Origin of the sequence: Dietzia sp. DQ11-71, assembly GCF_014144995.1 — a bacterium.
Taxonomy (GTDB): Bacteria; Actinomycetota; Actinomycetes; order Mycobacteriales; family Mycobacteriaceae; genus Dietzia; species Dietzia kunjamensis.
Genome location: NZ_JAALDT010000062.1, coordinates 1 through 14,366, shown reverse-complemented (window position 1 = coordinate 14,366; position 14,366 = coordinate 1). Strand labels below are relative to the sequence as shown.

Annotated in this window: 18 protein-coding genes; 2 read left to right on the top strand and 16 right to left on the bottom strand. The window is 68.8% G+C overall.

Features of this window, described 5'->3' with window-relative positions; all coding sequences use genetic code 11:
- Positions 1–1,199, bottom strand: a 1,199-nt coding sequence (locus G6023_RS02550) for an acetyl-CoA C-acetyltransferase (protein ID WP_182634004.1), incomplete at its 3' end; no start/stop codon positions are given.
- A gap of 75 nt (positions 1,200–1,274) precedes the next feature.
- Here G6023_RS02550 and mce point away from each other — a divergent pair.
- Together mce and G6023_RS02540 are read left to right on the top strand one after the other, a co-directional pair.
- Entirely contained in the window at positions 1,275–1,745 is a 471-nt protein-coding gene (gene mce, locus G6023_RS02545; protein ID WP_182634003.1) for a methylmalonyl-CoA epimerase, read from the top strand.
- Between the two features lie 34 nt (positions 1,746–1,779).
- Positions 1,780–2,658 carry a V-type ATP synthase subunit E family protein gene (locus G6023_RS02540; protein WP_241727630.1) on the top strand — a complete coding sequence of 293 codons (879 nt, stop codon included), beginning with the start codon at positions 1,780–1,782 and terminating at the stop codon, positions 2,656–2,658.
- Here G6023_RS02540 and G6023_RS15855 read toward each other — a convergent pair.
- The 15 genes from G6023_RS15855 to G6023_RS02470 form a co-directional block, all read right to left on the bottom strand.
- A complete protein-coding gene (locus G6023_RS15855) occupies positions 2,639–2,941 on the bottom strand; it encodes an Rv1322 family protein (protein WP_241260944.1) in 303 nt (100 codons plus the stop codon). The genes G6023_RS02540 and G6023_RS15855 overlap by 20 nt on opposite strands.
- A gap of 14 nt (positions 2,942–2,955) precedes the next feature.
- Positions 2,956–3,636: an endonuclease NucS gene (gene nucS / locus G6023_RS02535; RefSeq protein ID WP_067718317.1), complete on the bottom strand. Its 681-nt coding sequence runs from the start codon at positions 3,634–3,636 to the stop codon at positions 2,956–2,958.
- Between the two features lie 50 nt (positions 3,637–3,686).
- A complete protein-coding gene (locus G6023_RS02530) occupies positions 3,687–4,118 on the bottom strand; it encodes a DUF2550 family protein (protein ID WP_187699889.1) in 432 nt (143 codons plus the stop codon).
- Between the two features lie 76 nt (positions 4,119–4,194).
- Positions 4,195–4,566 (bottom strand): F0F1 ATP synthase subunit epsilon, encoded by a 372-nt coding sequence (locus G6023_RS02525; RefSeq protein ID WP_182634001.1) that lies wholly within the window; start codon positions 4,564–4,566, stop codon positions 4,195–4,197.
- Positions 4,567–4,575: 9 nt separating this feature from the next.
- Positions 4,576–6,024, bottom strand: a complete 1,449-nt coding sequence (atpD, locus tag G6023_RS02520; protein ID WP_182634000.1) for a F0F1 ATP synthase subunit beta — start codon at positions 6,022–6,024, stop codon at positions 4,576–4,578.
- A gap of 4 nt (positions 6,025–6,028) precedes the next feature.
- Positions 6,029–7,015, bottom strand: a complete 987-nt coding sequence (locus G6023_RS02515; RefSeq protein ID WP_182633999.1) for a F0F1 ATP synthase subunit gamma — start codon at positions 7,013–7,015, stop codon at positions 6,029–6,031.
- A gap of 54 nt (positions 7,016–7,069) precedes the next feature.
- Positions 7,070–8,710, bottom strand: coding sequence for a F0F1 ATP synthase subunit alpha (gene atpA / locus G6023_RS02510; protein WP_182633998.1), 1,641 nt, complete (start codon positions 8,708–8,710; stop codon positions 7,070–7,072).
- A gap of 97 nt (positions 8,711–8,807) precedes the next feature.
- Complete coding sequence (locus G6023_RS02505) at positions 8,808–9,626, bottom strand: F0F1 ATP synthase subunit delta (protein ID WP_182633997.1); 819 nt, start codon at positions 9,624–9,626, stop codon at positions 8,808–8,810.
- A gap of 14 nt (positions 9,627–9,640) precedes the next feature.
- Positions 9,641–10,213, bottom strand: a complete 573-nt coding sequence (locus G6023_RS02500) for a F0F1 ATP synthase subunit B (protein ID WP_182633996.1) — start codon at positions 10,211–10,213, stop codon at positions 9,641–9,643.
- A 31-nt stretch (positions 10,214–10,244) separates the two neighbouring features.
- Positions 10,245–10,484, bottom strand: a complete 240-nt coding sequence (locus G6023_RS02495) for an ATP synthase F0 subunit C (protein ID WP_182633995.1) — start codon at positions 10,482–10,484, stop codon at positions 10,245–10,247.
- A gap of 100 nt (positions 10,485–10,584) precedes the next feature.
- Positions 10,585–11,310 (bottom strand): F0F1 ATP synthase subunit A, encoded by a 726-nt coding sequence (atpB, locus tag G6023_RS02490; RefSeq protein WP_241727629.1) that lies wholly within the window; start codon positions 11,308–11,310, stop codon positions 10,585–10,587.
- Between the two features lie 268 nt (positions 11,311–11,578).
- Positions 11,579–12,025: a Cg1360 family ATP-synthase-associated protein gene (locus tag G6023_RS02485; protein WP_182633994.1), complete on the bottom strand. Its 447-nt coding sequence runs from the start codon at positions 12,023–12,025 to the stop codon at positions 11,579–11,581.
- A gap of 10 nt (positions 12,026–12,035) precedes the next feature.
- The gene (locus G6023_RS02480; protein WP_182633993.1) at positions 12,036–13,196 is read right to left on the bottom strand and encodes a glycosyltransferase family 4 protein; all 1,161 of its coding nucleotides are present in this window, start codon (positions 13,194–13,196) and stop codon (positions 12,036–12,038) included.
- A gap of 3 nt (positions 13,197–13,199) precedes the next feature.
- Positions 13,200–13,853, bottom strand: coding sequence for an L-threonylcarbamoyladenylate synthase (locus G6023_RS02475; RefSeq protein ID WP_067718348.1), 654 nt, complete (start codon positions 13,851–13,853; stop codon positions 13,200–13,202).
- Positions 13,850–14,366: class I SAM-dependent methyltransferase (locus G6023_RS02470; RefSeq protein ID WP_472986413.1), on the bottom strand; the 517-nt coding region annotated here is incomplete at its 5' end. The genes G6023_RS02470 and G6023_RS02475, both read right to left, overlap by 4 nt.

Sequence of the window (14,366 nt, the reverse complement as noted above, 5' to 3'; positions counted from 1 at the left end):
CAGCCGGCCGCGGGCACCCGGATGATCAGGGCGTCACCCTGGCCGCCGCCGCCGCACAGGGCAGCCGCTCCGAGCCCGCCGCCGCGGCGTGCGAGCTCGAGGGCCAGGGTCAGCACCACGCGGTTGCCGGACACCCCGATCGGGTGACCGATCGAGATGGCGCCGCCGTTCACGTTCACCTTGTCGGGGGTCAGGTCGAGCATGCGGGTCGAGTGCAGTCCGACGGAGGCGAAGGCCTCGTTGAACTCGAACAGCTCGATGTCGGAGACGTCGACTCCCGCCCGCTCGCACGCGTTCAGCACCGCGTCGGCGGGCTGGTGCTGCAGGGTCGAGTCCGGGCCGGCCACGGTGCCGTAGCCGACGATCTCGGCCAGCACCGGCCAGCCCTCGGCCTCGGCACGGGCCGCGGACGTGATGATGGTCGCCGAGGCGCCGTCCGAGATCTGCGACGACGAACCGGCGGTGATGGTCCCGTCCTTGGAGAACGCGGGACGGAGCTTGCCCATCGACTCGGGGGTCGAGTCGGCACGCACGCCCTCGTCGGTGTCCACGACCGTGTCACCCTTGCGGCCCTTGACCGTGACCGGCACGATCTCGTCGGCGAACCGCCCCTCCTTCGCCGCCGCGGCCGCGCGCTGGTGGGAGGTCGCCGCGAACTCGTCCTGGTGCTCACGGGTGATCTCCAGCTCGACGTTGCGCGCCTCGGTGAGCGCACCCATGGGCTGGTCGGTCGGAACGTCGTGCAGGCCGTCGTACGCCATGTGATCGAGGACCTCGATCGACCCGTACTTGTACCCGGCGCGGCTCTTGGGCAGCAGGTGCGGAGCCTGGGACATCGACTCCTGGCCGCCGGCAACGATGACCTCGGAGTACCCGGACCGGATCGCCTGGTCCGCCAGCGCGATCGCGGTCAGGCCGGACAGGCACATCTTGTTGATGCTCAGGGCGTCGACACGCTTGGGCAGACCGGCGGCGAGCGAGGCCTGGCGCGCGGGCATCTGGCCGTTGCCGGCGGAGAGCACCTGCCCCATGATGACCTGGTCGACGGCCTCCGGGGACACACCGCCCCGCTCGAGGGCCGCACTGATCGCGATGCCGCCCAGCTCCGGGGCGGACAGCGAGGACAGTCCGCCCTGGAGCCGGCCGAAGGGGGTGCGGGCGCCGGAGACGATGACGGTACGGGTGGGGTCGGCGGTCATGGGACACCTTCCGATGGAGGGGATGAGACTGTGGGGCCAAACTACCGCGAGTGGGGACCGACTAGCGTGGGAGGTATGACGACTACCCCAGCAGGCCAGCCCCTCCTCCCCTCCGAGCTCGTCGTGGCGATCGACCACGTCGGCGTCGCGGTCCCCGACTTCGACGCCGCCGTGGCCTGGTATCGCGACAACCTGGGATTGGAGAATCTCCACGAGGAGGTGAACGAGGAGCAGGGCGTGCGCGAGGCGATGCTCGGCTCCCCCCGTCGTCCCGAGGGCAGCGCCCTGTTGCAGATCCTCGCGCCCCTGGACGAGTCCTCCACGATCGCCAAGTTCATCGACCGCAACGGCCCCGGCATCCAGCAGATGGCCGTCCGCGTGACCGACATCGACGCGATCACCGCCCATCTCACCGGCCGGGGCGTCAGGGTCCTCTACCCGGCACCCAAGAGGGGCACCGCGGACTCGCGGATCAACTTCGTCCACCCCAAGGACGCGGGCGGCGTGCTCCTTGAGCTCGTCGAGCCGGCCGACGGGCAGCACTAGTCGCTCGCCCGGCTCCCGCCGCTAGGGTGGGGACATGTCGAGCATGCACACGTCACCCACCACCGCGGAGTCTTTCGCGGTGGTGCGCAGGGGATTTGACCGTGAGCAGGTAATGGGCGCCCTCACCCGACTCGAGTCCGAGACGGGGGTCCTGCGCGCTGACCGGGATGCCGCCGTCGCCCGGGCCGAGCGGGCCGCGGCGGACGCAGACCGGGAACGAGCACGGGTGGCACACCTCGAGGCCAGGGTCGCCGAACTCGGTCGGGCTCCCGTCACCAGCGGTCAGATGTCGGACAGGTTGTCGACGATGCTCTCGCTGGCCACCGCCGAAGCGGAGTCCATCCGTGACTCCGCGCACGCCACGGCCGACCGGATCCGCGCGGAGGCCGAGGAGGACGCGTGGCGGCTACGGGAAGCCGCGGGGTCCGAATTGGCCGACGTCCGCGGGAGTGCCGAGGCCATCCGAGCAGAGCACACGGCCGTACTCGATGCGGCGCGTGCGCGCGCCCGGGAGATCATCCTCGTCGCGGAGCGCGACGCCCGCCGGCTGGACGACGAGGCGGCGCGTCGGCGGCAGGAGATCGATGAGGACCACCGGCTGGCCTCTGATCTGCGTCGCAGCGAGACCCTACGCGAGGTCACTCGGCAACATGACGCCTCGATGGCGGCCGCCGCGACCACGCGTCGCGAGGCCGAGGAGGAGGCCCGACGGATCGTCGACGACGCCCATCGCCGGGCGGACCAGCTGGTCTCCCGGGCGCGACGACATGTCGACGATCTGCGCGTGCTCCGCGAGCGTGTGCTCGACGATCTCGGCGCGATCCGGGCGAAGCTCGAACCTGTCCCCGGGACAGGCGACGACGTGGAGTTCGACCTGCCGGAGGAACCGGACCTCAACTCCAGCGACGGGTGAGGCCTCTCCGGCCCCGGCCGGACCAGCACCCGGTGTGCCAGTGGCGACGTTCCTCGTCCCCTCCGGGCCGGTCCGGCCACACCACCACATGCGCGGTACCGGAGGTCACCAGGTGATCGCACCCCGGGCACCGGTAGTCCTTGCCCGCCCTGGCGCCGGGGATCCGTCGGACGTGGTAGGAGTCGGGGTCACCCGCGGGTCCTGGTTCGAGCGCCGAGCCCCCGAGTCCGTGCCGCTGCGGTAGCGGTCGGTCGGACCCGCCACGTCGGTGTCGTCTGGGCATCGCGAACGACTCGTTCAGAACAGCCGGAGGTCGGTGGACTCGATCCCGCGCAGGGAGTCGTAGTCCAGGGTCACGCATCGGATGCCACGATCCTCGGCGAGGGTGCGAGCCTGGGGCTTGATGATCTGGGCCGCGAAGATCCCGCTGACCGGCGCGAGCAACGGGTCGCGGTTGAGCAGCTCCAGATAGCGGGTCAGTTGCTCCACCCCGTCGATCTCGCCGCGACGTTTGATCTCCACCGCCACTGTCGTGCCCTCCCCGTCACGGCCGAGGATGTCGACCGGGCCGATAGCCGTCATGTACTCCCGGCGGACCAGGCTGTACCCCTGACCGAGCGTCTCGATGTGCTCGGCGAGCAGTTCCTGCAGGTGTGCCTCGACGCCGTCCTTCACCAGTCCCGGGTCCACGCCCAGTTCGTGTCGGGAGTCGTGGTGCACCTCGGCGACGGTGATCCGTAGCTGCTCCCCCGCCTTGTTCTCCACGACCCACAACTGATGCTCCGGGTTCTCCGGGTGATCCCGCTCGGTGAGGGAACACGGCGGGGTCATCCAGTTGAGCGGCTTGTAGGCACGGTCGTCCGCGTGGACGCTCACCGACCCGTCGGCCTTAACCAGCAACAACCGCGGGGCCATCGGAAGATGAGCCGTGAGGCGACCGACGTAGTCGACCTGGCACGTGGCTACGACGAGACGCAACGGTTCCTCCTGGGTACGGGCACCGCCCCCGGCACGCGGCGCGGATGGTGTCAGCGGTGGGGACGCCGGGGGCGGACCTGCTCGGTGGAGCAGGCCTCGACCCACGCGAGCATCCCGGTCAGTTTTGCGAGGGCCACGCAGAGTTCACCTTCGACCGGACGGGCGCGGCGGTCGTGTCCGGAGAACGGAACGATCACCTCGCCCTCCTCTGCCACGTCGAGCTCCGGACCGGTGGGCTGTCGACGCGGGCCCAGCACGAGGGTCCGCCGGTCCAACCGCACGTCGGCACCGAACTTCACGCTCAGCAGACGGTAGAACGCGACCTCGGTATCCGAGTACCGGACGGCGCCGTATCCCCACGCATCCTCCCCGGCCCTGCGAACGAGGACCGACGTGGAATTACGACGCACGACGACCAGTCGATACACGACGGCCGCGACCACCGGGACGAGCACGAGCAGGATGACGACACCGAGAATCATCCCGGGAGTCGTCACTACTGTTCAACCCCTTCCGATGGCCGCGGCCGTGGAGCACGGGCGGGCCGTACTACGTCGTTCAGGCGCCGGCCTTCTCGACCGCACGGAGGCGGCCCCGTGCGGCCGCGGCGGCCGCGGCGTCGTCGCCGGCCTCCGAGAGAGCACGCTCGGCCTCGGCCCGGTCGATGGAGTCAGACCACTCCGCGGTCTCGCCGAGGATGCTGACCTTGTTCGCGGTCACCGAGAGGAAACCACCCTGGACGGCGGCGACCTTCTTGCCCTCGTCCGTGTAGACCGTGACGGTGCCACCGGCGTCCAGCTCGCCGAGCAGCGGCTCGTGCCCGGACTGGATACCGATCTCGCCCTCGGTGGTCTTGGCGACCACCATGGTGGCGGTACCGGACCAGAAACGGCGCTCGACCGTGACGAACTCGACTTCGATGTCAGCCATGGTCAGCGGTCACTTCCCCGAGAGCTTCTTGGCGGCCGCCTCGACGTCGTCCAGACCGCCGATACCGTTGAACGCCTGCTCCGGGAGGTGGTCCAGCTCGCCCTTGCAGAGCTTGTCGAACGCCTCGATGGTGTCCGACAGGGGCACGACCGAGCCGACCTGACCGGTGAACTTCTCGGCGACCAGGAAGTTCTGGCCGAGGAAGCGCTCCAGACGGCGGGCACGCTGAACGGTGACCTTGTCCTCTTCGGAGAGCTCGTCCATACCGAGGATGGCGATGATGTCCTGCAGCTCCTTGTACTTCTGCAGGATCTGGATGACCTCCTGGGCCACCCGGTAGTGCTCCTCCCCGACGATACCCGGCTCGAGGATGCGCGAGGTCGAGGTGAGCGGGTCCACGGCCGGGTAGATGCCCTTCGACGCGATGGAGCGGGAGAGCTCCGTGGTGGCGTCGAGGTGGGCGAAGGTCGTGGCGGGCGCCGGGTCGGTGTAGTCGTCGGCGGGGACGTAGATCGCCTGGAGCGAGGTGATCGAACGACCACGGGTCGAGGTGATCCGCTCCTGGAGCTGACCCATCTCGTCCGCGAGGGTCGGCTGGTAACCGACGGCGGACGGCATGCGGCCGAGCAGCGTCGAGACCTCGGAACCGGCCTGCGTGAAGCGGAAGATGTTGTCGATGAACAGGAGGACGTCCTGCCCCTGCACGTCCCGGAAGTACTCGGCCATCGTCAGGGCCGACAGGGCGACGCGCATACGCGTCCCCGGCGGCTCGTCCATCTGGCCGAACACCAGGGCGGTGTCCTGGAGGACGCCCATCTCCTCCATCTCGAGGAAGAGGTCGGTGCCCTCACGGGTGCGCTCGCCGACGCCGGCGAACACCGACGTGCCGGAGAACTCACGCGCGATACGGGTGATCATCTCCTGGATGAGGACGGTCTTGCCGACACCGGCACCGCCGAACAGGCCGATCTTGCCACCCTTGACGTACGGGGTGAGCAGGTCGATGACCTTGACGCCGGTCTCGAGGATCTCCGTCTTGCCCTCGAGCTGGTCGAAGGCGGGCGGCTCGCGGTGGATGCCCCACTGCTCGCCGTCCCGGCCGGTGCCGGGCGCGTCGAGGCAGTCGCCGAGGGCGTTGAAGACATGGCCCTTGACGACGTCACCCACGGGCACCGAGATCGGCTTGCCGGAGTCGACGACCTCGGCACCACGGACGAGGCCGTCGGTGGACTGCATGGAGATGCAGCGCACCATGTTGTCCCCGAGGTGCTGGGCGACCTCGAAGGTCACCGTCTTGGCGACGGCCGCGAGGGTGATCTCCGCGGTGAGGGCGTTGAAGAGGGCCGGGAGGGCGCCACGCGGGAATTCCACGTCGACGACCGCACCCAGGACGCGGGCGACCCGACCGGTGAGACCGGCCGTGCCCGTCGTGCTCTGATCGGTAACAGCTGTGGTCATTGCTTTAGTCACTTCCTGCGCTAGCGGCGAGCGCGCCAGCGCCACCGACAATCTCGCTGATTTCCTGGGTGATCTGCGCCTGGCGGGCCTGGTTGGCCTCGCGGCTCAGGCCTTCCACCAGGTCGGTCGCGTTGTCCGTCGCCGACTTCATCGCCGTACGACGGGCAGCGGACTCGGACGCGGCGGCCTCGAGCAGTGAGGCGAACGCCCTCGTCGACATGTACCTCGGGAGGAGGTTGTCGAGGAGGGTGTCGGCATCGGGCTCGAAGGTGACCTCAGGCTTGGACTCTGTTTCCGGGGAGGCCATGTAGTCCTCGCCCAGATCCAACTCTTCGACCTCGACCTTCGTCTCGATCGGGGCAAGGCGACGCGCACGCGGGGTCTGGGTGAGCATCGACTTGAACTGGGTGTAGACGATATGGACCTCGTCGACGCCCTTGCGAGTGGTGTCCCCGTCGTGGCCCTCGCCGAGGAACTCCGAGGCGTCGAACGTCGCCTCCCCGCCGGCCGCGAACGCGGCCGACAGCAACTGGAAGGCCGGACGGGCCTCCTGGTAGTCGGGCTTCTGGGAGTGTCCGTGCCACGCCCCGGCGAGTTCGATCTCGCGGAAGGTGTAGTAGACGATCCCCTTGTTGCCCAACACGTAGATGTCGACCTCGCGGCCGTCGTCCTCCAGGTAGGCCACCAGCTCGGCGGCCTCCTTGAGCACGTTGTGGTTGTAGCCACCACACATGCCGCGGTCCGAGGTGACCACGAGCACGGCAGACCGCTTGGGGCTCTCCGGCTCGTTGAGCATCCGGTGCTGGACCGACGAGGCGTTGGCCAGGTCGGTCAGGATGGCCGTGATCTGATCGGCGAACGGCTGGGCCTCCGCGACCCTCGCCCGGGCCTTGGAGATCTGCGAGGTCGCGATCACTTCCTGGGCCTTGGTGATCTTCTTGGTCGAGTTGACCGACTTGATCCGGTCGCGCAGCTCACGCATATTTGCCATGGCCTCAGATCACACTCCTCTCGCCCTTGAATCGGATGGCTGTCATCGCAGGCCTCAGGCCTTCTTCTTCTTGGTCACCGTCAGCGTCTCACGGTCGATCTCGTCCTCCGAGAGCGCCTCGGCCTCGGGCTCGTTGACCACGCGCGAGCCGTCGGAGGCCACGAAGCCCTCCTTGAACTCGTTGGTCTTGGCCTCGAGCGTCGACTTGGACTCGTCGGAGAGTGCGCTGCCGCCGTCGATCTGGCTGTAGACGTCGGACGCGGAGTGCCGCAGCGCCTCGAGCAGTTCGCTCTCAAAGCGACGGACGTCCTCGACCGGGACGGTGTCGTAGAAGCCCTCACCGGCGAGGTAGATCGACACGATCTGGTCCTCGACGGCCACCGGCGAGTTCTGGTCCTGCTTGAGGATCTCCACCAGTCGCTGGCCCCGCTCGAGCTGGGACTTGGAGGCGGCGTCGAGATCCGAGGCAAAGGTCGCGAACGACTCGAGGTCGCGGTACGCGGCCAGGTCGAGACGCAGCGAACCGGAGACCTTCTTCATGCCCTTGGTCTGCGCGGCGCCACCGACTCGGGAGACCGAGATACCGACGTTGACGGCGGGACGGACACCACGGTTGAACAGATCGGACTCGAGGAAGACCTGACCGTCGGTGATCGAGATGACGTTGGTCGGGATGAACGCCGACACGTCGTTGGCCTTGGTCTCGATGATCGGCAGACCCGTCATGGAGCCGCCACCCATCTCGTCCGAGAGCTTGGCACACCGCTCGAGCAGGCGGGAGTGCAGGTAGAAGACGTCACCCGGGTAGGCCTCACGGCCCGGCGGGCGGCGCAGCAGCAGCGAGATCGCACGGTAGGCGTCAGCCTGCTTGGAGAGATCGTCGAAGACGACGAGGACGTGGGCGCCGTCGTACATCCAGTGCTGACCGATGGCCGAGCCGGTGAACGGCGCGAGCCACTTGAAGCCGGCCGAGTCGGACGCCGGGGCCGCGACGATGGTGGTGTACTCCATCGCGCCGGCCTCCTCGAGGGTCGCCTTGACGCCCGCGATGGTGGAGCCCTTCTGACCGATGGCCACGTAGATGCACCGCAGCTGCTTGGTCTTGTCGCCGGACTCCCAGTTGGCCTTCTGGTTGAGGATCGCGTCGATGCAGACCGCGGTCTTGCCGGTCTTGCGGTCGCCGATGATCAGCTGACGCTGGCCACGGCCGATCGGCGTCATGGCGTCGATGGCCTTGATGCCGGTCTGCATGGGTTCCTCGACGGGCTGACGCTCGAGCACCGAGGGCGCCTGGAGCTCGAGCGCGCGCATCCCGGCGGACTCGATCTCGCCGCGTCCGTCGATCGGCTGACCGAGCGGGTTGACGACACGGCCGAGGAAACCGTCGCCGACGGGTACGGAGAGGACCTCTCCGGTGCGACGCACCTCCTGGCCCTGGGCGATCTCGTCGAAGTTACCGAGGATGACCGCACCGATCTCGCGCTCCTCGAGGTTCAGCGCCACACCGAGGATCCCGCCGGGGAACTCCAGCAGCTCGTTGGCCATCGCCGAGGGGAGTCCGCTGATGTGCGCGATACCATCACCGGTGTCGACGACGGTGCCGACCTCCTCCTTGGTCGCGTCGGTCGAAACGGTTGAGGTGTAATTCGCAATCGCGCTGCGGATCTCTTCGGAGGAGATCGTCAACTCCGCCATGTCATTCCTGCTCTCAAAGTCGGGATGTGCTTTATGGGTTTTTCGTGAGCCTCGACCATCGGAGACCGCAGCTCGTCGTACGACCGGTGGTGGCCGGTCACCGGAGGGAACGACGCAACGCGTCGAGCCGTCCCGCCACGCTACCGTCGATGATCTCGTCGCCCACCCGGACGACCACGCCGCCGAGGAGGGACTGGTCGATGTCGTTGTGGATGGCGATCTCTCGCCCGTACAGCGACACCAGACGCGACCGGAGGTCGTCGGCCTGCTGGCCGGTCAGCGGCTCGGCACTGGTCACGACCGCCACGGAACGGCCACGGAGTTCGGCGGCCTGCCGGGAGATCTGCATGATGTCGTCCGCGGGCATGCCGGTCGGCCGGGCCACGGCCTGGGAGGCGAGGGCCTCGGTGACCGCGGTGACCTTGCCGTACAGCACCTGGGCCAGCAGGCCCCGCTTGGTATCGGTCCCGGCGGTACGGTCCGCGAGCAGCTGCTCGAATTGCGGATCGCCTGCGACGATGCGGCCGAGCCGGAACAACTCGTCCTCGACCGTCGGGAGCTGATCCTGCTCATCGGCGGACCGCATGAGTGCCTCGCGACCGAGCAGGATCAGGCCCTCCCGCAGTTCGCGGGGGTTGGACCAGTCCTCGGCCACCGCAGCGAGGAGTAGATCGAGGGTGGTCTGGTCGACCTTCCACCCGAACACCCCACGGACCAGGTCCTGACGGGCCTCCACCGGGGCCGCGGTGTCGGCCACGGCGACCCTGAGGGTGCGGTTGTCCTCGAGGACGTTCACGACCTCGAAGAGTTCCTGGCCTATCTTCGCGCCCGTGGCCCCACCGGACGGGTTCGCCGCCAGGGCCGACTGCAGGACGGTCCGGGTCTGGTCGAGCGCTTCGCGACTCGCTGCGTGCATCGGCTCCACTTCCCTTAGTTCTTGCCCGCGCCGGGGACCCGGTCGAGGTCTGCCAGAAAGCGGTCGATGGTGCCCGATCGACGGACCTGGTCCGACAGCTGCTCGCCGACGAGCCGCTCGGCCAGATCGACGGACTGACGTCCGAGGTCACTGCGGAGCTCCGCGATGATCTGCTGACGCTGCGCCGCGAGCTGCTGGTTGCCGGCGGCGACGATGCGGTCGCTCTCCACCTGCGCCTCTGTCTTCATGTCCGCGAGGATCTGCTGACCCTGGGCACGCGCGTCGTCGCGGATCTTGGCCGCTTCGCTGCGCGCCTCGGCGAGCTGGGCCTTGTACTTGGCCAGCTCTTCCTTCGCCTCGGCCTGGGTCTGCTCAGCTCGGCGCAGACCACCTTCGATGCGCTCTTCACGCTCGTCGAGAACCTGCTGGAACTTCGGAAGAATGAATTTCCAGAACAGCCACAGGATGACGGCGAGCGGGATGAGCGACCAGACGATGTCATACAGCGGAGGAATGAGCGGGTTGGGGCTCTCCTCCAGGGGAAGTGCTTCCCCTTCGGCCGCCAAGATGGCGATGACGTTTCTCATGGTGCGTCCCTACGAGGTCGGTGGTCGTCGATCAGAACAGGAAGCCGGCGACGATACCGATCAGGGCGAGCGCCTCGGTGAAGGCGATACCGAGGAACATCGTGGTACGCAGGGTGCCGGCCATCTCGGGCTGGCGGGCCATGCCCTCGACGGTCTTACCCACGAGGATGCCGATGCCGATGCCGGGGCCGATGGCGGCGAGGCCGTAGCCGATCGCGCCGTAGCCTCTGACGGTCTGCTCGGTGGCCTGGGCGAGAGTGACGATGTCCATGGGGTTTCCCTTTCAGATGGCCGGTGCGGGCTTTCCCGAACCGGTCGGACGTGAATTGTCGTGTTGACGGGTGGTCATACCAGGCCTGACGGCCCGAGTTCTAGTGGCTTTCCGCGTGGAGGGCGAGGTCGATGTAGACCGCGACCAGCAGCGCGAAGATGTAAGCCTGGAGGAAGATCACCAGAAGCTTGAACAGCGTGAAGGCGACCGACAACAGCGAGGTGCCCACCGCCAGCAGCGTCCAGCCGTTGAACTGCCAGAAGAAGAAGTTCGTGGCGCTGAACAGCAGGACGATGATCAGGTGGCCCGCCAACATGTTGGCCATGAGACGGATGGTCAGCGTGGCCGGGCGAAGGATGAACGTCGACACCAGCTCGATCGGGACGACCAACAGGTGCAGCGCGGGCGGCAGGTTCGGGATGACCACGCTCGCCTTGACGAACTTGGCGAACCCGTAACGCTTGGACCCGGCGTAGATGAAGGTCACGTAGCCCAGAATCGCGAGGACCAGCGGGAAGCCGATCCTCGCGTTCGGGGAGATGTTCAGCCCCGGGATGATCGTGGGCAGGTTCATCGCCACCACAGCGAAGAAGATCGTGGCGATGATCGGGAGGAAGCGTCGACCCTGCTCCTTGCCCAGGATCTCCTCCGAGACGTGGACCCGGACGAAGTCCAGGCACATCTCGGCCACGTTCTGGACCCCTCGGGGGACCAGCTTCGGGTTACGCATCGCGATCATGAAGAAGCCCAGGAGGACGACGGTCATGAGCAACCGGACGATCATGAGCCGGTCCAGGACGAAGGCGTCACCGGCGAAGCCGGTCAACCACTGATCGGTGGGGAAGAACTCTTTGTCGATGTTCGGGGGATGGAACTCGCCCTTGAAGGCCAGAAGCGTGGTACTCAGTGTGTTCTCCCCTGGTCGTGTTGGGCGACTGGCGCCCGAGCGCGTTCGGTACGAGTGGCCCGATGGTGGCGGCCGTGTTGGGATTCCGCGCGAACGCCTCGGGCCGTCTCGCGGCCCGGTGACGTGCTCGTCTCACCGCCGTTGAGGATAACACCCTGGTATCGGTCCGGGGTGACAGGGGGACCCGTCAGTCGGCGACGGGCTCGACGTACGGCGCCCTGGCCTTGAGGACGGCCCACGTCTCCCCCGCCAGGACCACGATCAGCGCGGCGACGACGGTCACGGCGAAGGCGGGTCGGGAGTAGAAGTCGAACCCGGCGAGAACGGCGACGATCCCCATCGCGGCGAGGAGTTTGACGAGCCAGGTCCCCAGGACGACGGCCGCGGTGGTCTGCGGTGCGGAGTGGGCCGTGGCGACCACGACGATCGCGGTGGTGAGAACGAAGGCGCCGCCGACCGCCGCCCCCATCAGAGCGCCCCACAGGCCCGGGGTGCCGTCGATCGCGGTCCATGCCGCCGCGCTGACCACGGTGAGCACGGCGAGCGCGAGGACCCCGAGCCTGACCGCCCGCCGCAGGGCGGCGGTGTGGGGGCTCTCGGCGGGCTGAGCGGGTGTCGTGGGGGTGTCCGTCATGTCGTGCAGCCTAGCGGGAGCTCTCCGGCCCCCCCGGGGGCTCCTCCGCCCGCGAGCGCCGCAGGCGCGGGACCAGGGTGGCCGCCAGGACCGAGATGAGGCCGGCCGCGATGAGCGGGACGATCACCTCGGTCGGCAACATGGTCGCGCCCACCGCACCGAAGGCGATGAGCGAGACCCAGGCATAGATGACCAGGGCGACGCGCCGGTGGGAGTGCCCGAGTGCGAGCAACCGGTGGTGCAGGTGCATCTTGTCGGGCGCGAACGGGCTCCTGCCAGCCCCGACCCGGCGGATCACGGCCATGACCAGGTCGAGCATCGGGACGAACATCGCGGCCGCCACCACGATCATCGGGGACAGCAGGACGATCATCTCCTGCGGCCCGTAGAGACTCTGCGAGATCTTGCCCGAGGCACTGGTGGAGGCCGCCGCCAGGACCAGGCCGATGAGCATGGAACCGGAATCGCCCATGAAGATGCGGGCGGGCTGGAAGTTGTGCGGCAGAAAACCCAGCAGGGCGCCGGCGAGGACCGCGGTGACCATGGCCGGCGGGTACGCGCCCACCGTGCCGCCCTGGTCGAGCATGATCCCCACGGAGAACACGCAGATCGCCAGTGCGGCGATGGCCCCGAGCCCGGCGGCGAGCCCGTCGAGTCCGTCCACGAAGTTCATCGCGTTGACGATCGTCAGTGTGAACACGACCGTGAGCAGTCCGGCCTGGAGCTGGTCGAGGACGAGGATGTTGCCGTCCCCGAAGGGGATGTACAGCAGCGTCCACGACACGCCCATCGCGACCAGGACCCCGGCCGCGGCGGCCTGGCCCGCGAGTTTGGTGACGGCCCCGAGCCCGAGGATGTCGTCCACGATCCCCACCAGCACGATCACCCCGCCGGCGACGATGGTGGCCTCCACGTCGGGGGCGAAGGGCGGGAAGGCCCGGTTCAGGGCCGGCAGCTGCGCGGCGAGGTAGACGGCGATGAGCATCCCGGTGAAGATGCCCACCCCGCCGAGCCGGGGGGTGGGGACCTGGTGCACGTCCCGCTCCCGCGGGTAGGCGAGCCCGCCGATCGCGGGTGCCACTCCCCTGACCAGACCGGTGACGACGAAGGTGACCAGTCCGGCGGTGACCGCGATGAGCAGCAGCTCCCGGAACGGGACCCCGGCACCCATGGTTCAGCCGCGCAGGACCGCGGGGTCGACGCCGAGGACCTCTCCCACGCGCTCGGCGGTCACCGCGCCCTCGCGGACGATGCGCGGACCGGGCCCGGTGAGGTCGACGATCGTCGAGGGCTGGCCGATCGCACACGGGCCGCCGTCGAGGTACACGGCCACCGAGTCGCCGAGCTGCTCCCGGGCCTGGGCCACGGTGGTGGCCGGCGGTTGACCGGAGACGTTGGCACTGGACACCGCGAGCGGGCCGACCTCGCGCAGGAGTTCGATGGCGACGGGGTGCAGCGGCATCCGGAGCATGACCGTGCCGCGGGTCTGGCCGAGGTCCCAGCCCAGGGACGGTGCCTGGTGCACGATGAGACTCAAGCCCCCCGGCCAGAAGGCGCGGATGAGGTCGCGGGCGGCGGCCGGGGTGCTCACGACGAGGCCGTCGATGGTCTCCCACGAGCCGACCAGGACCGGCACCGGCATGTCCGGGCCACGGCGCTTGGCGGACAGCAGCGAGACCACCGCGTCCGGGTCGAAGGCATCGGCGGCGATGCCGTAGAGCGTGTCGGTGGGGGTCACGACCAGCCGGCCCGAGCGCAGGGCGCCGGCAGCGGAACTGAGACCGACCTCGCGGCCGGTGTCCTCGGTGCAGTCGTAGGTGATGGTCACCGGGTGGTCCCCTTCCGGACTGTCGTGTCGACCTTGTCGTCGTCGTCGTTGTCGTCGTCGTCGTGGTCGTCGTCGTGTGTGTCGTCGTGGCCCGCGTCGAGTCGCGTCGCGGTGACGAATCGCGGTCGGCCGGCGAGGTCGGTGTGCTGCTCCACGGTACCGAAGCCCCCCTGCGCGGCCACGACCGCGGCGACTGCGGCGCCGGTGGTGTCGTCGTGCTCCACGGCGAGGTGCCCTCCCTGGACGAGGAGGGCGGCGGCCACGCCGACGAGAGGGGTGACGACGACGAGGCCGTCCCGTCCCCCGAACAGCGCCGTCGCCGGCTCGTGCGCGAGGACGTCGGCGGGGAGATCATCGGTGACCGGGATGTACGGGGGGTTGGACACCACGGCGGCGGCGCTGCCCCGCAGGTGCGAGAGGACGTCCGCGTCGGTGGCGTCGGCGTGGTGGACCTCGATCGGGGTGTCCCCGGCGGCGGCGCGCTCGGCGGCGTTGCGGCGCAGCCACTCCAGC